Source organism: Synergistetes bacterium HGW-Synergistetes-1 (genome assembly GCA_002839185.1).
GTDB lineage: Bacteria > Synergistota > Synergistia > Synergistales > Synergistaceae > Caenicola.
On record PGXO01000001.1, the window covers coordinates 339,301 to 360,303 of the forward strand.

A 21,003-nucleotide genomic window follows, 5' to 3' on the forward strand; every position below is an offset into this window, starting at 1 on the left:
AAATATTGCCTATTTTGCTGAAATATCAGCGTTTTTTTTGAACCATAATAACATTTTACGTAAATTTAAGTAATCATTCGAAATATTTAGACAACAGGTCATTAATCTAAATATTTGTTTGTAATCGACTGTAGTTTTTCTATTTAGGTGTTGTTTGATTTTGTCTGACCTATATAATATCAAAGAATGGTCAGCAATGGTTAATATGTTTCATACTGGAGGAATCATCATGAATATGAATAAAATGACACAGAAATCACAGGAAGCATTCTACGATGCTCAGAACATTGCAATAAAACATGGTCACCAGGAGGTCGACAGCGAACATCTGGCGCTTGCGCTTATAAGCCAGGAGAACGGCCTCATCCCAAAACTTATTGGCAAGATGGGGCTCCCGGTTGAAAATATCAGGAACGCTTTGGAGATAGACCTCCGGAAAAGGCCGAGAGTCTCCGGCGCAGGCCAGGAGGCAGGCAAGATATTCGTATCACAGAGACTTTCGCAGTTGATCGTAAATGCCGGTGAAGAAGCTGAGAAGCTCAGGGACGAGTACATCTCCGTGGAACATATTTTCCTCGCGATGCTTTCAGAGGGAACTTCTTCCCCGTCAACAAAGGTTTTTGCGACCTTTGGACTTACTAAGGACGGATTTTTGAAAACTTTGTGTGAGGTCAGAGGCAACCAGAGGGTAACTACAGACAATCCCGAGGACACTTATGAAGTCTTGGAAAAATATGGAAGAGACCTTGTAAAGGCCGCCAGGGACAATAAGCTTGATCCTGTGATCGGCCGTGACGAAGAGATCAGAAGAGTAATAAGGATACTAAGCAGAAAAACAAAAAACAACCCTGTCCTGATAGGAGAACCCGGAGTGGGCAAGACAGCTATCGTTGAAGGTCTGGCAATGAGGATCCACAGGGGAGATGTCCCTGAGGGTCTGAAGGATCGCTCAATTTTTGCACTTGATATGGGTTCGTTGCTTGCAGGTGCAAAATACAGGGGTGAATTCGAAGAAAGGCTTAAGGCTGTCCTGAATGAAGTAAAAAAGAGCGAAGGACAAGTCATCCTTTTCATCGACGAACTCCATACAATAGTAGGAGCAGGAAAGGCTGAAGGTGCTATTGACGCTGGCAACATGCTCAAGCCAATGCTTGCTCGCGGGGAGCTCCACTGCATAGGCGCAACGACGTTGGAAGAATACAGAAACTATATTGAGAAGGACGCTGCGCTTGAAAGAAGGTTCCAGCCCGTACTGGTCGAGGCTCCTGACGTTGAGGATACTATCTCGATACTGAGAGGCCTCAAAGAACGCTTCCAGCTCCATCACGGGGTCAGGATACAGGACAACGCACTTGTAGCCGCAGCTGTTCTTTCAAACCGGTACATTTCTGACAGATTTCTTCCGGACAAGGCCATAGACCTTGTTGACGAAGCATGTGCAATGATAAGGACTGACATCGATTCCATGCCGGCAGAGCTGGACGATGTATCACGTCGTGTAATGCAGTTGGAAATCGAAGAGGCCGCGTTGAAAAATGAGAAGGACAAGGCCAGCAAAGACCGCCTTGAAGCTCTGCAGAAGGAACTTGCAGATCTCAAGGAAAAGGCGAACACTCTTCGCGCTCAGTATGAGACTGAAAAGGAAAATATTTCAAAGGTCAGAGCCATGCGTGAAGAAATTGAAAAAGTCAGACATGAGATAGAAAAGGCGGAAAGGGAATATGACCTTAACAAGGCTGCCCAGCTTCGCCACGGAACTCTCCCCGGCCTTGAAAAAAAAATCGAAGAGGAAGAAAAAGCACTCACTTCCGGCGGTACTCGCCTGCTGAGGGAAGAGGTAACAGACGAAGAGATAGCTCAGATAACAGCTAAATGGACAGGCATACCTGTAACTAAGCTGCTGGAGGGAGAAAAAGAAAAACTGCTTCATCTTGATTCCGAACTGCACCAGAGGATCATAGGCCAAAATGAGGCTGTAGAGCTCGTAGCTGACGCTGTGTTAAGGGCCCGTTCTGGAATAAAGGATCCCAAAAGACCGATAGGTTCTTTTATCTTTCTCGGACCTACAGGGGTAGGAAAGACAGAGCTTGCCAGGGCGCTTGCGGAATCGCTCTTTGACTCCGAGGAGAATATCATAAGGATAGACATGTCTGAGTACATGGAAAAACATTCTGTTTCCAGATTGGTAGGAGCCCCCCCCGGATATGTCGGTTATGATGAGGGAGGCCAGCTTACCGAAGCTGTAAGAAGACATCCATATTCTGTGGTGCTTTTTGATGAAATAGAAAAAGCACATCCGGACGTTTTCAACATACTGCTGCAGATTCTAGACGACGGACGTGCTACGGACAGCCACGGTAGGACTGTAAACTTTAAAAACTGTGTAATAATAATGACAAGCAACATCGGAGCACAGGATCTGATCAACGGTATGGACGCATCAACGGGCGATATATCCGAAAGTGCAAGGTCCGAGGTAATGTCTGCACTGAGGAGCAAATTCAGGCCGGAATTCCTGAACAGGGTCGACGAGATAATCTTCTTCAAGCCGCTGAGGATGGAAGAGATAACCGAGATAGTGAAGCTCCTGCTTAAGCATCTTGAAGACCGCCTTAAAGAAAGGAACATCGTTCTTGAAGTTGCGCCGGAAGCGCTGAACATCGCAGCCAGAAGCGGCTATGATCCGATCTACGGAGCAAGACCTCTGAAAAGGTATCTGCAGAAAAAGCTTGAGACACAGATCGCGCGCCTTATAATAAGCGGTGAAGCTGCAGACGGTTCAAGGATAAAAGTAGAAAATCAGGGGAACGACCTTGTGATCCATGTTGAATAATCTCTAATTTCATGAAGGTTCGTTCGATGATCCAGGCCGGCAAATAATGTGAAATTTCCGGGACTGCAGCCGATTCAGCAATATGTTGCTGCCCCGGATAACCTTTCTTAAATCAAACGACAAGATCAGGGAGGATATTGAATGTCACAGAATATTGAGAAACATGAATTTCAAAGCGAAGCAAAGCAAGTCCTTGAGTTGATGATAAACTCCGTCTACTCCAACCCGGATATTTTTTTGCGGGAACTTATATCCAATGCTTCAGACGCGCTGGATAAACTGAGGATCGAAAGCCTGAGCAACACAGATCTTTCAGATCTGGCAAAAGACGGCGAAATCAGGATCGAGATAGACAAAGATTCAAAAACCCTGACAGTAAGCGACAACGGCATTGGGATGGAACGGGAGGACCTGGTCTCATACCTTGGCACTATCGCAAGAAGCGGTACTAAGGAATTCGTAAAAGCTATGCAGGAAGCCGCGTCTTCAAAGAACGGCGATCTGATAGGACAGTTTGGTGTGGGCTTTTATTCCAGTTTCATTGCCGCTGACAAAGTCACCGTCGAAACAAGAAAGGCCGGCTCTGACAAGAGCTGGACATGGGAATCTGAAGGCGAAGGCACATATACAATAATCGAAGGAAGCCGCGGATCGAACGGTACGACAATAACCCTCCACATGAAAGAAAGAGATAAGGACAACGAAGCCTCAAAAGACTATCTTTCAGAATGGACCCTGAGAGGAATAATCAAACAGTATTCTGATTTTGTCACCTACCCCATCTATCTTGAAGACAAATCAGAAGAGAAAAAAGAAGATACAAAGAACGAGCCGGTAAACTCTATGAAGGCTCTGTGGACAAGGCCGGAGAATGAGGTAAGCGAGGACGAGTACAAAGAATTCTACCGTCACATGACTCATGACTGGGAAGACCCGATTGATCGCATCAGCTACAAAGCAGAAGGTTCCAGTGAATTCCGCGCTCTGCTCTATATACCATCCCGTCCTCCCGTGGATCTTTTCTTCCAGGAAGGAAAGCACGGAGTTCAGCTCTACATACGCCGGGTCTTTATAATGAGCGACTGCCGTGAGCTGATCCCGGAGTACCTGCGTTTTATCAAGGGCGTTGTAGATTCCGAAGACCTTTCTCTGAACATCTCCCGCGAAATACTCCAGCAGGACAGGCAGACAGCGATGATAAAGAGCAGCATTACACGCAAGGTGCTTGACGCGCTCAAAAAAATGAAATCAGACCGCCTTGACGAGTATAAAAAATTCTGGCAGATATTCGGCATGGTCCTCAAGGAAGGAATAATATCAGACACAAAAAACCGTGAGCAGATAATGAAGCTCTGCCTTCTTGACAGTTCCAGAGGCGAAAAGACCACTCTTGAAGAGTATGTTTCAAGGATGGCGGACGGGCAGAAAAATATTTACTACATCACTGGGGGCCCGATAAAAAACCTTGAGATTTCACCAAAGATCGAGGGATTTAAAAAGAAAAATATAGAAGTCCTTCTGCTCGGAGATGCTGTTGACGAGATCTGGGTGAACCATGCCAGAAAATTCGATGAATATGAATTCGTGTCAGTATCACAGGAGGACATTGCACTGCCGGAGGGAAGCGAGTTCGATAACTCAGAGGGAAAAGAGGAGCTCGAAAAGACGGGATTCATCTCAAAACTCAAGGAATCTCTCGCCAATATGGTGGAAGATGTAAAAATATCCACAAGACTGGTCGACTCCCCTGCCTGCTTCGTACAGAAGGGAGAACCCATATCTCCTCAGATGAGAAACTTCTTCCGCAGCATGGGACAGGAGGTACCTGAGGAAAAGAAGGTACTTGAGATCAACCCTTCACATCCCCTTATCAAGAAAATAGCTTCTGAGACGAAAAACGGAAATGCCGACGTCGCAGAGTGGGCAAATATCCTTATTGGCCTTGCCGCTATTTGCGAGGGAGAGCCGGTTGAGGACGGAAAGAAATTCACAAGACTCATAACAAAACTTCTGGATAAATAAGATTTTCCGAAATGACCAGGTGTGCCCGATCCTTACCGGACACACCTTTTTTGTGGTTTTTTGCCTCCTGCAATTCCTCAGTTATTTCCTTTTTCTGCCTCTCACAGCACAAATCCTTTATAGAGGATTTGTGTTATGTTACACTTATGCGATGAGAAAAATATTATTGACCTTGCTCCTGATTTTTTTATATGTCGCAAGTCCGGCGGCTGCTTTTGAAAAAGCTGCGCCTATGGATTTTATTTTTAAAGGCGGGGACTACCGGGAAAGGATCACTATGGTGATAGAAGCCCCCATTACAGCGAGGATCAAGGGTCCGGAAGGATCCCATTTCTACATTGATTTCGCCGGGAGAAGCGAACTTCAGAACACTGAGACTGATGATAACGGAATAGAGACGTATTCTGCAATTCCAGAGGCTGTTTCCATAAGGTCCGACAGGAATGACATCGATTCGAGGAAATTTTCTGCAGGATTGATCTATGAACCGGTCACTTCTTCCCTTGCCTGGTTTTTACGCTCGTCCGGCCACGGTCATCCTGATGAGAAATGGACGAAAGAACTTTCCGAACGCGAATATCCGTTTATCGGATTCCAGACAACAATAACAGCAGATGTAGGGACGAATGCTATCCTGGTCCAGTATGCAGGGATCGTTCCCGATACAAATGAAATAGTACTTGAAATTACAGATGCTGACGCCCCTGATACTCTGACAAGAAAGATTATTAACCCTACGGAGGTCTCCGGCTACTTCCAGATGCCCGGAGGCGGGATCCTGGGCATCGACAGGATAGAAACTGAGGAAGGAATCCCTATGCTCCATTATGAATGGGCGAAGGAACCGCCGCTCTAGTGATCAGGTCAAAGATAACAATGCCATTAACATCAAAAGCCCTGCTAAGTTAGCAGGGCTTTTGATCACTATGAACAGCCTCATATTTAAGGGCTGATATTTTTGATGGTGGGCCCATCAGGAATCGAACCTGAAACCATCCGGTTATGAGCCGGGAGCTCTAACCAATTGAGCTATGGGCCCGCGTATGTTACTCGATAGTTATTGCTGATACGGGACAGCTGTCTGAAGCCTCTTTGGCACAGTCAGTAATTTCCTGAGAAATAACCATGCCCTTTCCTTCGTCTTCATCAAGCTTAAAAATTTCCGGGCAAAGCTGCGCGCAAACTCCGCATCCAATACACTCATCAAGGTTGATCTTGATCCCCATGGCATGGTCACCTCCCTTCCGGCGTAAGATTCTACGCCAAGAATGGAATTACGTCAAATGAAATTTTTAATTTTATTTTTCCGGGGTCACAAAAAGCGTCGCTTTCCCGTCCCTGTGGGAAAGGGTCAGTAATGACCTGTAGGCAGGGACCGCTTTATTTTCAGGTTCTTCTGAAGCAATAAAGATGCCCACGCCAACGACCTCAGCATCAAATTGCTTCGCCATTAGAAGCATTCCAGCAGCTGTACTTCCGCCTCTCATGAAGTCATCAACAACAAGCACCCGGCATCCTCTCTTCAACTGCCTTGTGCCGATGTACATGGTTTTGACATCACCGTTGGCGGTCGGATAATGGACACCTACAGCGGATCCGTCGCTTGGCCTGTTTCTGAAGCGGCAGACTGCAAGAGGAACTCCCATTGCGTATGCTGCAAACATTGCGATCGGTATTCCTTTTACCTCCGAAGTCATTACCACATCGGGGCGGGATCCTGCAAAGAGCGAAGACATCGCGTACCCAAGGGATAGAGCTATTTCAGGATTAAAGATGAGATCGCTGTAATAGATAAGTCCTCCAGGCAGATACCTGTCTTTGTCTGCAAGTGTTTCCGCTATCCCCTGAAGCATCTTTGTCCTGTATTCCCCTGTACAGAGAGGTATGAACCGTGCACCGCCGCTGCGTCCCCGATCGACCTGCATCTGGCCGAATCCTTCAGCAGTCATCGCCGAATTGATCACTTCAACGTCATCGCTGATAACAGTTTTTGATACATTAAATTTGCCTGCCAGATCTGTCAGGGAGACAAGTTTGGAAGGAGTAAGCATAAACTTGGCCGCCAGTCTTACAAGTCTTTCTGTTCTCTGCCCTCTCATTGAGCATCACTCCAATTCCGTTGTTTTTATGATCCATTCTTCCCGTTCTAAAAATTGTTTTGCATTATTAAGAGAGAAACCGTCTCTGAATAGCATAAAGAGTGCGCTTCCACTGCCGGATAACCCCCAGGCAAGTGAGCCTGACTTTTCAGCAATATCAAAAGCTGTACGGTACTCTGAGTGTTTCTTTGATAATGCTTCGAGAAAATCATTGTGCAGAAGGCCAATCTTCCCTTTTGATCTTAATTTTTCAAATATCGTAAGTATCTCTTCCCTGCATCCTTCGTACCGATGTTCTGTTTTATTATTCTTTCTCGATCTGTCAATTTCCATATATGCAGCTGAGGTATCAGAACTCCATCGCGGAAATACAAGAAACCACTTCAAATCCGGTGTTCCGGTCAGAGGTTCTACATTTTCGCCAAGTCCTCTAACGATCGCCAGATCAGCGTTCCCTGCAAGAAAAGGTACATCTGCTCCGATCCGGGAAACTGGACCGTTTTCGATGTCCAGCCCATATTTATTGTTCAACCAGCACAGCAGTGCCGCTGCATTGCCGCTCCCAGCGCCTACCCCGCTTCCGGTAGGATATTCTTTTTTCAGGCGCATTTGCAGCGGAGGTATCTCCGAACATTTTGACCTTGCCCACTTCAATGTCCGGACAAGTATATTTTCTCCGCTGATTTCCATACCCTCTGTTATTATAATATCACCTATATTTTCATCGTCATGAGGTTGAATTGTCAACCCCTCTATCCCTTTTTTCTTCCAAAACAAAGAAATAATTTCATGGTAGCCATCAGGCCTTTGAGAAAGCACTTTAAGTGTTATGTTGATTTTTATTGGGCTGATCAATAATTCTTCCAGAACTATCACCTCTGCTAAAATCGGTCTCCATAAAAAAACATGCCCTGGCTTTTGCCAGGGCATGTTTTTTCTTATTTTAGAAAAGATTCTCCCCGCTTGATTCCAGCTGCACTTCAACCTCTCTAGTCAGAAGATCCGCATAACTGAAGGAGACTGTGCTCTGCTGAGATTCAATGTAGACAGTGAACAGACTTGGATATGTTTCCTGAATGATCCCGTTTCGCTCTTCGACTTTTCTACGGCCATTCGCGGCCCTGTAAAAAATTCGGGATCCTTTGTGCAGACGCACTAGTTCTCTAATAGTATCTAAAGTTTGCGCCATACACTTCACCTCCGACCCTTAGTCGGACTATTGTACAGCAAATTCAGATAAATATCAAGTTTTTAATAATATTTACTAATTGAAACAATCAAGTCTATAACAGCACAAAACTTTAAAACATCAACTCAGTCTCATCGTTTAAGAAGCAGTCTTTTGTCACCCACCCTGCGGGTAACTCCTTTACTGTCGAAATATTCAAGCAATGGAAGGATGTATTTCCTGCTGCTGTTCGTTATATCACGCACTCCCGCTAAGGTGATCTCACCATCGATTCCGGCAAGCTTTTTTCTCAGGTCCTCCTCAATGGTCAAAAATAGAAGGTAGCCCTCTCCAATGATGCTGAGATCCTTACGCTCTTTCAGATAGGCGATCATCCTGGTCATTTCTTTTTCAGACACACCAAGGGCAGATCTTGCTTCTTCCACTGAATGCATTGCGTATCCCGCAGTGATCGCCAGTTCCCTGAACTTTGAGACCTCTGAAAAAAATTTGGCTTCATCAAATGGTTCAAAATCTGAAAGTCTGTATCTGTCTCCATCCAAAACAAGCCACCGGTCTCTTAGAAAGATCCTGAGCAATTCTTTAACGAAACGAATATCGTTGATCATAAGGCACTTTGAAACTTCTTCAATTTCTATTCCTTTTCTCTCAGGATGTTCTCCATGGAATCTTTTCAGTTCTGATCCCAGGACCCCCTTAAGAAAACTTATTTTTTCTGACGAAATGTAAGTCGTCTCGCCTGTTTTTATCGTTGCCATGCGGCCCTTAGCCTCAAGGCTCGATACGATACTCTCAAGCCGGGATTTATCCGTTCCAAGCAACAGGAAGGCCTTCCTGGCCTTCAGGATCCCTTTGTAGTCAAGAAGGGAGGCAAAACGATCCTTTTCGTTTTCGCTCTCTGAGACTTTATTCAAGAAAGATATCAGAGATGCTTTTGATATTTTGCTCTTTGGTCTTTCTCCTGCAGGAAGCAAGACCCTTCCTCCCGCTATCGTTCTCAAGGGGCTGTATGTCCTGAGAATGAAATGAGCATCATGAGAGACAGTTATCTCTTCTTCGGGGAGCAGTTGAGCAGGTGCAGATTCCCCGGGCAATATTCTCTCCCTGTCAAGGAGCGAGATCCTGGCAATCGTATCTGTGGTTCCGACATGAAGCCTCAGCCTCTGCCAATGCTCCACAGGCTCGCTGAAGGAACTCAGTACTTTTACATGAACATCTAAGCATCCTGTTGCCGAAAAACTTTCAGCTGCAGTGAGAGCATCCCCTCTTTTTACTTTATCCAATGATGTTCCGGAAATGTTGATGGCAACCCTCTGACCGGCATATGCAGCTCCTACATTTTCACCGTGGACCTGCAGTGACCTCACCTTGGAGGCCAATCCGGCCGGCATGATCTGGACATCGTCTCCCTCTGATACAGATCCCTTCATCGCTGTACCCGTCAGAACAGTGCCAAAACCGGAGATGTGGAATGCCCTGTCCACCGGCATAAAGAATGCTCCGTTCCGGTCTCTCTGCTTTGCAGAGAGGACCATCCCTTCAATCTCAGACAAAAGGTCCGGTATGCCTTTCCCGGTGAGTGCAGAGACCGGGATCAGCGGTTTTCCTTCGAGAAAGGTGCCTGCTGTAAGCGAATATATCTCATCTTTTGCCAGCTCCAGCATTTCTTCATCCACCAGGTCTATCTTGTTGATGACCGCTATGCCGTTTTGGATACCCAACAACGTGAGTATCTCAAGATGTTCCCTCGTCTGAGGCATTACACCGTCATCAGCAGCGATAACAAGCATCACTGCGTCAATACCTGCCGCACCTGCAACCATCTGCCTTATAAATTTTTCATGTCCGGGAACGTCAATTATGCTTATTGTCTTTCCGGACGGGAGGTCAAGAGGGGCAAACCCAAGCTCGATCGTCATCCCTCTCTTTTTTTCCTCCAGGAGACGGTCGCAGTCCACCCCTGAGAGCGCTCTGACTATGGCTGTTTTTCCATGGTCGATGTGCCCTGCTGTGCCTAAAACGAATGGGTATTCCCTGTTAGTCACTGCTTTCTGCCTTTTCCCGGTTTAATGAAAACATCTCTCTGAATCCATCAAATATCCACTTTTCATCCTTTTCTGAAAGGGTGCGCACATGGAACAATAATCTGTCTTCACTAGCTCCTGTAATTACCGGAACACTGAGGAGCCTCAGCTTTTCTGCAAGCTTCCCTGTACTGCCAAGTTCTGGAAGTTTAAGTGAAACAGCATATCCGGGCAGTTCAGAACCTGGAAAAGCTCCGCCGCCAACTGTATCATTTACCGGAATTACATCAAGAAATACTGAGCGAAGTCTGGTCTTGCCCAAAAGGCCTGAAAGCTTCCTTTTGAACCTCTTTGCCTGCCTCTTCATATCTTCGGCATTCCTGTTTATCATCCTAAATGTCGGGATAGATCCCGTCTCTCCCTTGAGATAGAGCCTCAGCGTAGCCTCAAATGCTGCAAGAGTCATCTTGTCCACTCTTAATGCCCTAAGGAGTTGATGTTGTCTTAATTTATCCACCAGACAGGCAGATCCTGCAATAACACCTATCTGGGGTCCTCCAAGAAGCTTGTCTCCTGAAAAAGTGACCAGGTCTACACCGGATTCAATGCACTCTTTCACAGTCGGGTCACCTTTTAATGCCGGCCCATCCATCTTGACCAACATCCCGCTTCCCAGGTCTTCCATGAAGACAAGATCATTAGCATGCGCCATCGTGGCAAGTTCTTCCCTGGGAACAGAGGAGGTAAAACCCTGGACTGAAAAATTTGAAGTATGCACCTTAAGTATCATTGCAGTCTCTTCTGTTATTGCACTTTCATAATCTCGCAGATGTGTCTTGTTTGTAGTACCGACTTCGACCATCCTGCTGCCCGAAAGTGCCATTATTTCCGGTATCCTGAAAGAACCGCCTATCTCTACAAGTTCTCCCCTTGAGATCACTGTTTCCTTATCTTTTGCAAGGGCTCCGAGAGAGAGTATTACAGCCGCCGCATTGTTGTTGACCACTATTGCCGCTTCTGCTCCGGTCAGACGGCAAAGGAGCCACTCTACGTGGTCGTTCCTGTGCCCCCTTGATCCGGTTTCCGGCGAATATTCCAGTGTGCTGTAGTTCGCCGCAACGCTGTTTACAGCATCAACAGCTTCTTTTGCTAGAAGGGCCCTGCCCAGATTAGTATAGAGAACGACTCCGGTAGCATTAACCACCGGCCTCAGGCTTTTATGCGCTCGGGTTTTCAGCCTTTTTTCGGCTTCAGCAGCGATTTTTCCTGTGTCAAAAGCCGCGTCAGGATCTTTGAATATTTTCTCCCTTTGGTCATCGAGCACTCCTGAAATGACTGATTTTACTGAATCACGGCCTATTTCAGCTTCGTATTTCCCGATCCAGGGCATTGAAAGGATCTTGTCCATTGATGGTATATTGCGCATAGCGTTCTGGATCTTTTCTTTCAAGGAGAACCCCTCCTGCCGGCTGATAAAAAAATATAAGATCTAAATATCAAATATAAATACTGCTGTTGCGTACAATAAAAATTATTCCCAGTCATCTTCACTAAACATTATAAAGTACACCGGGTAAGAATCAAACCAGTTCAGACCAAATCATGTTTGCGACCCTCATGCCTTTTGATGAGAGAGAGATCCTTTTTTCGGAAATATCGTAAAGGTCTTCAGTAAACCGACTAAGTTTTTCAATTATCTTCTTCTCTTCCAAGATTCCGTACTTATTGGAAAATTCTTCCCTGTCAATTCCTTTTGACATCCTCAAAGCAAGTACCGCTGCTTCCGACGCCTTTCTTTCTCCAAATAGCCTTTCGCCTGAAGCTATCGAACTGCCGCCCTGATCAAGCGACCTGGAATATTCAGTGATCCCGGATATATTTTTGTATCGCCAGCCCTTAAGAAAGCCTGATGCGCCCGGACCGACCCCGAGATACTCCCCTTCTTCCCAGTAGTTGATATTGTGCCTGCTCTGATGCCCCTCTTTGGCAAAATTTGCAATTTCATACTGATTATAACCTTTTCGCGGCATATACCACTGGGCCCACCTATATGGCAAATAACCATCAGAAAGATCCTTTTCGGGCATTGACTCCCAAAGAGTACCGGGTTCCAGCGTAAGCTGATATAAAGAAATATGGTCTATTCCTGACTTTACCGCCTGGCTGAGGGTCCTCGACCAATTTCTGAAGGTCTGTCCAGGAAGTCCGAACATGAAATCTGAGTTGACAGAAAAACCTGATGCAAGGGATGCGGATATCGCTTCGTATGCCTGAGCGGCGCTGTGAAGCCTGCCCAGCTGTATCAGCTCGGCATCATCAAAACTCTGGGCTCCGATGCTTACCCGTGAGACCCTCCAGTCCCTCCAAAAGAGCAGATGATCAGCCCTTAAGGAGTTTGGATTAGCCTCGACAGTAACCTCTGCACCCGGCTCAAATATGAAATGGCTGTCTATTATCTCAGCCAGCCTGAGCCACTGAGGTCCGGTGATAACAGTAGGAGTGCCTCCGCCTATGTAGCATGTAGAAAGGGATGGTTTTCCTATGCGTTTTTCCCACCACTCGAGCTCTTTACTCAGCATTTCAAGCCACAGATCCCTCTCTCCCTCCGAGGGGACCTTGCTCTCAAATGCACAGTAAGGGCATTTTCTCTCGCAAAAAGGGACATGTATGTAAAGAGAGAGCCCCCCTGCGGGAGGCTCAAAAGGGTTCATGCTTTGGGTCATTATTTATCCTCTGATTTTGTGACATCCATGAATGCAAGGAAGGCTTCCTGCGGGATTGAGACCCTTCCGACCTGTTTCATGCGTTTTTTCCCCTCTTTTTGCTTTTCAAGGAGTTTCCGTTTTCTGGTTATATCTCCTCCGTAGCACTTGGCAAGAACGTCTTTCCTTACTGCTTTTATGTTCATCCTTACAATGACTTTTTTCCCTATCGCAGCCTGTACAGGTATCTCAAAAAGCTGCCTTGGGATAAGCTCCTTAAGCTTTCCTACAACTGCATGCCCCCTGTGGTAAGCCTGGTCCGTGTGGCATATGAAGGAAAAGGCGTCTACAGGCTCATCCTGGAGAAGGAGGTCGACCTTTACAAGGTCGGCTGCCCTGAAACCTATATGGTCATAGTCAAGCGATGCATAGCCTTTTGTGCTGGATTTCAGTCTATCGTGGAAATCAAGTATAAATTCCGCCAAAGGCATGTCGTATGTAAGCCTGACTCTTTCCGGAGTTATGTAGTCCATACCGACATACGTACCTCTTTTTTCCTGGCATAGCTGCATCGCTGCTCCCACAAACTGCTCTGGCATAAATATCGTCAGCTTTATGTAGGGTTCCCTTATCTCTTCGATCTTTACCTGGTCAGGAAAATCTGATGGCTTATGAGCTTCGATTACGCTTTGGTTGGTCAGCACAATTTGATATACAACGTTTGGAGCTGTGGCAACAAGGTCTACCCCAAATTCTCGGCTCAATCTTTCTTTTGCTATCTCCATGTGCAGAAGCCCCAAGAATCCACAGCGGAAACCAAACCCAAGCGCAGCGGAATTCTCCGGCTCAAAGCTAAGAGCTGAATCGTTTATCTGCAGTTTTTCAAGAGCTTCCCTCAGCTGGTTAATATCTTCCCTTTCAACGGGGTAAAAACCACAGAACACAACAGGTTTTACTTTCCTGTAACCAGGCAGCGGGCTTGCTGCTGGACGCCTTGACTCTGTTATGGTATCCCCTACGCGCGCCTCGTCTATCGTCTTTACGCTTGCCGCCAGATATCCGACTTCTCCGGGGCCAAGCTCAGAAACCTTGACCATGTCCGGCCTGAACATCCCCACTTCGTCAAGTTCATAGTCACGCCCAGTGGACATGAATCTGATATTTTTCCCGGCCTGGAGGGTTCCGTTGACCACCCTGACATAGCATATGACACCTTTATAGTTATCATAGACCGAATCAAAGATAAGAGCCTGCAGAGGCGCATCGGGGTCGCCATTCGGAGGCGGCACATCACGCACTATTCGCTCCAGAAGATCCGCTATGCCCTCCCCGGTCTTTGCGCTTACGCTAATGGCGTCGGCTGCGTTTATCCCGATGATATCCTCTATCTCTTTTTTTACTCTGTCAGGCTGTGCAGAAGGAAGGTCTATCTTGTTTAATATCGGGATTATCTCAAGGTTAAGATCTATCGCGAGATAACTGTTGGCAACAGTCTGAGCTTCTACACCCTGTGCTGCATCCACTACCAAAACCGCTCCCTCGCACGCTGCAAGTGAGCGGGAGACCTCATAAGTGAAATCGACATGACCCGGAGTGTCTATCAGGTTCAGCACATATTCCTGTCCGTTCTTGGCTTTGTAGTTCATTCTTACAGGGACAAGCTTGATCGTTATGCCCCTTTCTCTTTCGAGATCAAGCATGTCAAGCAGCTGGGCCTTCATATTGCGCCCTTCTATCGTACCTGTCTCTTCCAGCAGTCGGTCTGCCAGCGTTGATTTTCCATGGTTGACATGGGCTATTATGCTAAAATTGCGAAACTTGTCGAGAATCATCGATGTCACTCCTTCAGTCAACAGTATATTTTAGCCGAAAAAGCACCATTTTATCAATCATTCTTTTTGACGATAGACAATATTGCAAAAGAGATTAAGCTAATCAAATCAATTAAAAGGGGCGATCAGATTGGACCGTAAAAAGCTGAGTATTTTAACAGTCATGCTATTTCTTACACTTGCAATACAGATCCCTGCTTTTGCGCAGGATTGGCCGATGTTTCGTGCTAACAGCCAAAGGACCGGAAATGTCGATAATAATACAGCCAAGGTCGATTTTACAGGCAGAAAAGATTGGACTGTAAAGATCCCTGACGCGGTGAGATCTTCTCCTGCAATATTTAAGAGCTCAATAATTTTTGGCTCCAACAACGGTAACGTTTACTCCATGGATCTCTATTCAGGGAAAATAAACTGGACCTTCCTCACAGGCAACTGGGTGGTATCTTCGCCTGCGATCATTGACGGCAAAGTTTTCGTTGGAAGCTACGACAGCCGGATGTACTGTCTGGACGCCGAAACAGGAAAAATGATATGGAAGTTCACCACTCACAACAGTATCCATTCTTCACCTGCAGTTGCAGACGGTATGGTCTATTTCGGATCTAACGACGGATTTGTCTACGCCGTCGATATAAAAACAGGGTGGCAGAAATGGAGGTACAAGACTGAGCGTGCAGTTCAGGGTTCTCCTGTGGTCTCAGGCGGAGTGGTATACGTAGGGAATAACGAAGGCAAGCTTTTCGCTATTGACGCAACATCAGGAGCACTCAAATGGCGTGCTGTTGTTGGCGGACCTATCGTTTCAGCACCGGCTGTTAAAGATGGGCATCTCTACTTCACAAGCCAGGACGGCAAGATATACTGCGCAAGGATCAAACACCAGGCTGTAATATGGAACTATGACTCAAAAGCGCAGATAGAAACATCCCCTCTTGTGGAGGATGGAAATGTCTTATTCGGGAACATCAAGGGATGGGTGACCTCCCTTAACGCCATGACCGGATCTTTGGTGTGGAAATACAAGGCGAATGAATCGGTATATTCTTCACCTGCAGCATTCTCAGGAAAAATATTTTTCGGGACCAACAGCAATGTGCTCGTATGCCTTGACGGAAAAACCGGAAACGTTGTGTGGAGAGCTCCATTTGACGCTGATGTCCTTACAGCCCCTGCCATTGCAGAAGACCGGATCGTAATTACTGGGGCTGATGGGAAGGTTTGCACCCTTAGATAGCGGCGCTTTATGCGCCGCGTTAAACTGCCTGGAAATTTCGTCCAGGCGGGAAGCTGCGACAAAAACGGTCGCGGGAAGCAGTTGGGAAGCAGTTGTTTAAGGCAGGCGGAATTTGTGGCTTTTCAAGCCGCGGAGAATTTGCCGGGTGATTTATCCGGCGGAGAATTTGCGACATGGGGCGTCGCGGTGAATTAGACCTTGTGCCACATTCACGTCGTCCCCGAATGCCCCGGTCGGATCCAGCCTCTCTAGGTTCTTGCTATGACTAGCATTTTAAGACCCCAACAAAAGCCGCTGGATTCCCGATTGTATCATTCGGGAACGACGGAGATTAGGGCAAATGCCTGGGATGACCGACGGTTTTGAACCTCCGCGGACCTTGGCCGCAATTCTCCGCGATGCGAAGCGAGCAAATTCTCCGCAGCCCAGAGGCTGCAAATTCTTCGCGGCATGGTCCACGCCGCAATTCTCCGACCCTGACCCTGGCTCCTACGATTGTTTGACTATAGTTTGACCGGTTTCACAACTGCTTCACTACGGCTTCACGCGACTGATCCCGTCGCAGCTTCACAATTGAAGACGCCCCTATTTGCCGTTTAGCATAAAAACAGTTCTATACAACACGCCAAATGCAATACCCATCGCATTCTCGTCAAAATCAAAATGATCATTATGGTGCCCGGCTTTTGTATCAGCGCCTATGCCTATGTAGGTGGCCTTTCCGCCGTTGTCCTGGACTTTTTTCATCATCCAGCAGGCGTCATCGCTTCCTGCCATTGGCTGTATCAGGTCAGTGCTGTTTACTCCGCAGACAGAGGCTGCAACCTTCATTACGATTTTTGCAAGGTCCCTGTCACTGCTGGCACTTATCGCTTCACCGCATTTCTGCGTTGTGAGTTTGACATCGTACATCTCCGCCGCACCGTGGAGTATTCTCATAACTGCCCGGTAAATGTATACTGCCGCATCTTCTGTGGCGCCCCTTGTCTCTATTTTCATATGTGCTTTCGGGGGGACAACGTTTCTTCCGTCTCCGGCATTAAGCACCCCGACATTCGTACGAGTCAGACCGTCCGGAGAGGGAGCAATACCATGGATGCTGAGTGCTGCCGAGGCGGCTGCCAGAAGGGCGTTTTTGCCTTTTTGCGGTTCCGCACCTGCATGTGCACCCACGCCCTTATAGTCCGCGTCAATTTTTGTAGAATAGAGAAAACCGTCTGTTCCTCCAAAAATTGTTCCCGTTGGATTGCCCAGTCCCAGATGGAGGGTAAGGAAGTAGTCTACGTCATCAACTGCTCCGGACTTTACAAAAGCATATCCGCCCCTGGCCCCTTCCTCCGCAGGCTGGAATATGAAGCGAACTTTGCCTTTCAGCGAAGACTTCTCAGAAAAGAGCTCTTCTGCAAGGGTCATTCCTACAGCTGTGTGGCCGTCGTGGGCACAGGCGTGCATGCAGTTGGGGTTAACTGAATTGAAGCCAAGCTGCCTCGGCAGGTGTGTAGATCCTTCTGTTTCAGTTGTATCCACGCAGTCAATGTCAAACCTTATTGCAGTTACCGGTCCCGGTCTGCCCGTGTCTATTTCTGCTGTCAGGCCTGTCAGCCCCTTCATCTTTTCTATTATCTCCGGAGATGCACCCTGGCTTACAGCTCTTCCTATCTGAGCTTCAATGTCAGCGTTGCGGCCTAGGACGTGCTCCATTTCAACAAATTCTCCGGCAAACTGGATGTTCATTCCGACATCTGTCAGTGTCTCTGCTATTTTCGATGTTGTCCTGAACTCGGCCCAGCCAGTCTCAGGATACCTATGGAAATCACGTCGTCTTTCCACCATTTTTTTAAATACTTTTTCTTCAGAGTACATTCGGTACCCCCCTAACCATGTAACTGGCTGCTTAATAATGCTAGAAATTATTCATCAGGCTTTCCATTGTATCCGCCTTCCTAATAAGCCTGACGGATCCGTCCTCGGCCATAAGGACTTCTGCAGGACGAAGCCTGCAGTTATAGTTTGAAGCCATCGAATAACCATAAGCCCCGGCATTCTTTACGGCAATTATGTCGCACTCTGAAACAGGTCCAATATTTCTATCCATAGCCAGTATGTCTCCGCTTTCACATATATTTCCGACAATAGTTGCATTGTTTATGTCGTTGACCGCTTTTTTGTCTGAGAGAACTTCAATTTCATGATATGAATCATAGAGCACATGTCTCATCATTACATTGAAACCAATGTCAGTGCCGACGTAATATTTACCGTAGTTCTTTTTTACGGCATGTACGGTCCCAAGAAGAAGTCCGCATTCAGCTGATATATACCTGCCTGGTTCGCATTTAAAATGGACATTTTGGTTGTCGTATTTATCAAGGAAGAGATCGATCGTCTCAAATAGTTTCTCCGATAGTTCGCTGAGATCAAGTCTTTTTTCTCCGGGCTTGTAGGGTACTCCGAAACCTCCCCCGAAATCTATGAATTCCAGCCCTGGAAAATTTTCGGCTATCATATCAAGAAGTGATTTTGCTGCGTCGACATAAGGATCAGCATCCAGGAACAGGGATCCTATGTGCTGGTTTATCCCGATAAGCTTAAGGTCATATTTTTCAACTATTTTTTTTACTTCCGGGTAAAATTCAGACTGGATACCAAACTTAGTCTTATGCCCTGCTGTTATGACTTTTTCACAGTGTCCTGCCCCCATACCGGGGTTGAACCTGACAGCAACACTTCCTCCCGGATCGATCTGGCCGAACTGCTCAAGCTGGGATAGTGAATCAACGCTTACAAGTATCCCTCTCTCGATGCAGTAACTCATTTCCTCACATGAAACATTGTTGCCTATATAAAATATCTCTTCCGGAGCAAAGCCTGCGTTCTGCAACACAAAGATCTCTCCAGGTGACATTGCGTCAGCACCCAGCCCCTCTTCGCGAATGATCTTCAATAAAGAGAGGTTCGTGTTGGACTTCGCAGAAAAACTCGGCTTAATCCTTCCGCGAAAAGCCTCAAGCAGGTCACGGCACCTTTGTCTCAGGATGCTCTCGCTGTAAACGTATAGAGGGCTTCCGTATTTTTTCAGCAGTTCCTGTGCTGTATCAAATTTCACAAACAAACGTATCACTCCCGTTTAAGTTTATTCTGGCAACTCCTGTTCTCAGGGCGGCATTTGCAACAGCTTTTGCAACAGCCGGCACTACCCTTGGATCGAGAGCAGATGGGATTATGTAATTTTTTGACAGTTCTTCATCGCTTACAAGTTCTGCCAGAGCCAGTGAAGCTGCAAGTTTCATTTCTTCGTTGATCCTTCTCGCCCTCACATCCAACGCTCCTCTGAATATACCCGGGAACCCCAGGCAGTTGTTGACCTGGTTCGGGAAGTCACTCCTTCCGGTAGCAATTACAGCTGCTCCTGCTGCCAGCGCCTCTTCAGGGAATATCTCAGGTGTGGGATTTGCCATAGCAAATATCACGGGATCCTTTGCCATTCTTCTGACCATATCCTGTGTCAGCAGCCCCGGTCTTGAAACTCCGAGAAATGCGTCTGCGCCCTCTATGACTTCAGCCAGCGGGCCCTTTGCGCCTGTTGGATTTGTAATGGCGGCAAGTTCCTCCTGCGCCCCGGTCATGCCTTCGGTATAGCCTGAGCAAAGAGCCCCATGTATATCGCACACAATTACATCCGCTGCTCCGGCGGATAGGAAATACCTTGCAATTGAGCTTCCTGCTGCTCCGGCTCCGTTTATGACGAGCCTGGCTCCCTCTATGGTACGACCCGTAAGCTTGAGAGCGTTTTTATAAGCAGCCAGAGCAATTACAGCTGTTCCGTGCTGGTCGTCATGAAATACAGGGATATCAAGCTTTTCCTGGAGCTTCCTTTCTATTTCAAAACATCTGGGGGCGGAGATATCCTCCAGGTTTATACCACCGAACGAAACGGCTATCCTTGAGACCGTTTCTACGAAATCATCTACATCTTTCGTACTCACGGCTAGCGGTATTGAGTCGATCCCTGCAAACCTTTTAAAAAGACAGCTTTTACCTTCCATTACAGGCATTGAAGCCGCGGGACCAATATCTCCCAGCCCAAGCACCGCTGTGCCGTCTGTTATCACGGCTACCAGGTTATTTTTAATTGTCAGGTCCCAGAGGGCATCAGGGTCGTTTTCTATCTTCCTGCATGGCTCTGCAACTCCCGGCGTGTAGACCAGTGCGAGGTCTTCCATGGTATCGATCGGGGTACGGCATTCAATGTTCAGTTTTCCTTTAAGTTTTTTATGCATTTCAAGCGATCTTTCAAAGATGTCGTTTACCAATATCAGCACTCCTCAGTTGTATGAATGTTGTTTTCTTTGTCGGACTTGTTCGGGTGATCATACCCTATTTCTTAATATTACTACTTCAGCAGGCAAGATGCTATCATAATGGCCTACACAATGAATAAAAGGAGCTGATCCTCTTGGATAAAAAAACAATGCTTGAAAAGGCGGCCCATTTTCATGGACACACATGCGGAGGACTGCTGATAGGTGTATCAGCCGCTCACTATGCGATGGAACTTCTGGGAACAGAAGGATCGTCAAAGGATGAGGAGATCGTATGTGTCGCTGAAAATGATTCATGCAGCGTGGACGCGATACAGTCCATCCTTGGGTGCAGCGCAGGCAAGGGCAATCTTATTTTCCGAATGAGAGGCAAGCAGGCCTTTTCCTTCTTCAACAGACAGACGGGAAAAAGTTTTCGTCTCGTACTTAAGGATCTGGATTTCAGCACTCCGGAGGAAAAGATGAACTTCATGCTGAATGCCGGAGGGGAAGATATTTTTGATGTCAAAGAGGTTTCGTTTGACCTCCCGTTAAAAGCCAAAATATACAAATCCAAAAGATGCGCCCTTTGCGGTGAGCTTACTGCGGAACCGTGGCTCAGGGTCCAATGCGGCAAAGAGGTCTGTATTGACTGCTTCCAAAATAATGATCCGCTTATAAGGTAAAAAAACAACGAGAGGCCCTTCTTTTTTATAAAAGTCAGGGGCCTCTCACTCTTTTGATCTGTTTGAGCTGCTGATATG

17 protein-coding genes and 1 tRNA gene are annotated in these 21,003 nt (G+C 46.8%); 6 read left to right on the forward strand and 12 right to left on the reverse strand.

All coding sequences use genetic code 11. The annotated features are described in order from the left end of the window. Positions 1-229: 229 nt before the first annotated feature. The 3 genes from clpB to CVV54_01605 all read left to right on the forward strand — a co-directional run bounded on the left by clpB (position 230) and on the right by CVV54_01605 (position 5,711). The gene (gene clpB / locus CVV54_01595) at positions 230-2,833 is read left to right on the forward strand and encodes an ATP-dependent chaperone ClpB (protein ID PKL05532.1); all 2,604 of its coding nucleotides are present in this window, start codon (positions 230-232) and stop codon (positions 2,831-2,833) included. A gap of 141 nt (positions 2,834-2,974) precedes the next feature. Then, positions 2,975-4,855, forward strand: a complete 1,881-nt coding sequence (locus CVV54_01600) for a molecular chaperone HtpG (protein ID PKL05533.1) — start codon at positions 2,975-2,977, stop codon at positions 4,853-4,855. Positions 4,856-5,006: 151 nt separating this feature from the next. Continuing rightward, positions 5,007-5,711 (forward strand): hypothetical protein, encoded by a 705-nt coding sequence (locus tag CVV54_01605; protein ID PKL05534.1) that lies wholly within the window; start codon positions 5,007-5,009, stop codon positions 5,709-5,711. 106 nt (positions 5,712-5,817) lie between these two features. On the opposite strand, the gene CVV54_01610 is transcribed toward CVV54_01605, so the two are convergent. The 9 genes from CVV54_01610 to CVV54_01650 all read right to left on the reverse strand — a co-directional run bounded on the left by CVV54_01610 (position 5,818) and on the right by CVV54_01650 (position 14,701). Continuing rightward, a tRNA-Met gene (locus CVV54_01610) sits at positions 5,818-5,894 on the reverse strand. A gap of 7 nt (positions 5,895-5,901) precedes the next feature. Continuing rightward, positions 5,902-6,081: a ferredoxin gene (locus CVV54_01615; GenBank protein ID PKL05535.1), complete on the reverse strand. Its 180-nt coding sequence runs from the start codon at positions 6,079-6,081 to the stop codon at positions 5,902-5,904. A 72-nt stretch (positions 6,082-6,153) separates the two neighbouring features. Continuing rightward, positions 6,154-6,954 (reverse strand): pur operon repressor, encoded by an 801-nt coding sequence (locus CVV54_01620; protein ID PKL05536.1) that lies wholly within the window; start codon positions 6,952-6,954, stop codon positions 6,154-6,156. Between the two features lie 6 nt (positions 6,955-6,960). Further along, complete coding sequence (locus CVV54_01625; protein ID PKL05537.1) at positions 6,961-7,809, reverse strand: hypothetical protein; 849 nt, start codon at positions 7,807-7,809, stop codon at positions 6,961-6,963. An 88-nt stretch (positions 7,810-7,897) separates the two neighbouring features. Further along, entirely contained in the window at positions 7,898-8,143 is a 246-nt protein-coding gene (locus CVV54_01630; protein PKL05538.1) for a hypothetical protein, read from the reverse strand. A 131-nt stretch (positions 8,144-8,274) separates the two neighbouring features. Then, positions 8,275-10,188 (reverse strand): selenocysteine-specific translation elongation factor, encoded by a 1,914-nt coding sequence (selB, locus tag CVV54_01635; GenBank protein ID PKL05539.1) that lies wholly within the window; start codon positions 10,186-10,188, stop codon positions 8,275-8,277. Continuing rightward, entirely contained in the window at positions 10,181-11,617 is a 1,437-nt protein-coding gene (gene selA / locus CVV54_01640) for an L-seryl-tRNA(Sec) selenium transferase (protein PKL05540.1), read from the reverse strand. Before selA ends, selB begins: the two co-directional genes overlap by 8 nt. 130 nt (positions 11,618-11,747) lie before the next feature. Next, on the reverse strand, positions 11,748-12,890 hold the full coding sequence (locus CVV54_01645; GenBank protein ID PKL05541.1) for a coproporphyrinogen dehydrogenase: 1,143 nt from the start codon (positions 12,888-12,890) through the stop codon (positions 11,748-11,750). Beyond that, on the reverse strand, positions 12,890-14,701 hold the full coding sequence (locus tag CVV54_01650) for an elongation factor 4 (protein PKL05542.1): 1,812 nt from the start codon (positions 14,699-14,701) through the stop codon (positions 12,890-12,892). Before CVV54_01650 ends, CVV54_01645 begins: the two co-directional genes overlap by 1 nt. 163 nt (positions 14,702-14,864) lie before the next feature. Between CVV54_01650 and CVV54_01655 the strand changes: the two genes are divergently transcribed. Further along, a complete protein-coding gene (locus CVV54_01655) occupies positions 14,865-15,938 on the forward strand; it encodes a pyrrolo-quinoline quinone (GenBank protein PKL05626.1) in 1,074 nt (357 codons plus the stop codon). A 9-nt stretch (positions 15,939-15,947) separates the two neighbouring features. Next, positions 15,948-16,133 carry a hypothetical protein gene (locus tag CVV54_01660; protein ID PKL05543.1) on the forward strand — a complete coding sequence of 62 codons (186 nt, stop codon included), beginning with the start codon at positions 15,948-15,950 and terminating at the stop codon, positions 16,131-16,133. Positions 16,134-16,523: 390 nt separating this feature from the next. On the opposite strand, the gene CVV54_01665 is transcribed toward CVV54_01660, so the two are convergent. Genes CVV54_01665 through CVV54_01675 form a run of 3 tightly spaced genes read right to left on the reverse strand, consistent with a single transcriptional unit; the run spans position 16,524 to position 20,218 of the window. Further along, entirely contained in the window at positions 16,524-17,801 is a 1,278-nt protein-coding gene (locus tag CVV54_01665) for a peptidase M20 (protein ID PKL05544.1), read from the reverse strand. 40 nt (positions 17,802-17,841) lie between these two features. Next, positions 17,842-19,050 (reverse strand): diaminopimelate decarboxylase, encoded by a 1,209-nt coding sequence (gene lysA / locus CVV54_01670; protein PKL05545.1) that lies wholly within the window; start codon positions 19,048-19,050, stop codon positions 17,842-17,844. Continuing rightward, positions 19,034-20,218, reverse strand: a complete 1,185-nt coding sequence (locus CVV54_01675) for an NAD-dependent malic enzyme (protein PKL05627.1) — start codon at positions 20,216-20,218, stop codon at positions 19,034-19,036. The genes lysA and CVV54_01675 overlap by 17 nt, the downstream gene beginning before the upstream one ends. Before the next feature lie 191 nt (positions 20,219-20,409). On the opposite strand from CVV54_01675, the gene CVV54_01680 reads away from it, so the two are divergent. Then, positions 20,410-20,925: a formylmethanofuran dehydrogenase gene (locus CVV54_01680; GenBank protein PKL05628.1), complete on the forward strand. Its 516-nt coding sequence runs from the start codon at positions 20,410-20,412 to the stop codon at positions 20,923-20,925. Positions 20,926-21,003 lie beyond the last annotated feature (78 nt).

What these genes read in the sequence shown, in the direction of transcription:
- clpB (PKL05532.1), top strand. Translation starts at nt 230, where the DNA reads ATGAATATGAATAAAATGACACAGAAATCACAGGAAGCATTCTACGAT.
- CVV54_01600 (PKL05533.1), top strand. Translation starts at nt 2,975, where the DNA reads ATGTCACAGAATATTGAGAAACATGAATTTCAAAGCGAAGCAAAGCAA.
- CVV54_01605 (PKL05534.1), top strand. Translation starts at nt 5,007, where the DNA reads ATGAGAAAAATATTATTGACCTTGCTCCTGATTTTTTTATATGTCGCA.
- CVV54_01615 (PKL05535.1), bottom strand. Translation starts at nt 6,081, where the DNA reads ATGGGGATCAAGATCAACCTTGATGAGTGTATTGGATGCGGAGTTTGC.
- CVV54_01620 (PKL05536.1), bottom strand. Translation starts at nt 6,954, where the DNA reads ATGAGAGGGCAGAGAACAGAAAGACTTGTAAGACTGGCGGCCAAGTTT.
- CVV54_01630 (PKL05538.1), bottom strand. Translation starts at nt 8,143, where the DNA reads ATGGCGCAAACTTTAGATACTATTAGAGAACTAGTGCGTCTGCACAAA.
- CVV54_01645 (PKL05541.1), bottom strand. Translation starts at nt 12,890, where the DNA reads ATGACCCAAAGCATGAACCCTTTTGAGCCTCCCGCAGGGGGGCTCTCT.
- CVV54_01650 (PKL05542.1), bottom strand. Translation starts at nt 14,701, where the DNA reads ATGATTCTCGACAAGTTTCGCAATTTTAGCATAATAGCCCATGTCAAC.
- CVV54_01655 (PKL05626.1), top strand. Translation starts at nt 14,865, where the DNA reads ATGCTATTTCTTACACTTGCAATACAGATCCCTGCTTTTGCGCAGGAT.
- CVV54_01660 (PKL05543.1), top strand. Translation starts at nt 15,948, where the DNA reads ATGCGCCGCGTTAAACTGCCTGGAAATTTCGTCCAGGCGGGAAGCTGC.
- CVV54_01665 (PKL05544.1), bottom strand. Translation starts at nt 17,801, where the DNA reads ATGTACTCTGAAGAAAAAGTATTTAAAAAAATGGTGGAAAGACGACGT.
- CVV54_01675 (PKL05627.1), bottom strand. Translation starts at nt 20,218, where the DNA reads ATGCATAAAAAACTTAAAGGAAAACTGAACATTGAATGCCGTACCCCG.
- CVV54_01680 (PKL05628.1), top strand. Translation starts at nt 20,410, where the DNA reads ATGCTTGAAAAGGCGGCCCATTTTCATGGACACACATGCGGAGGACTG.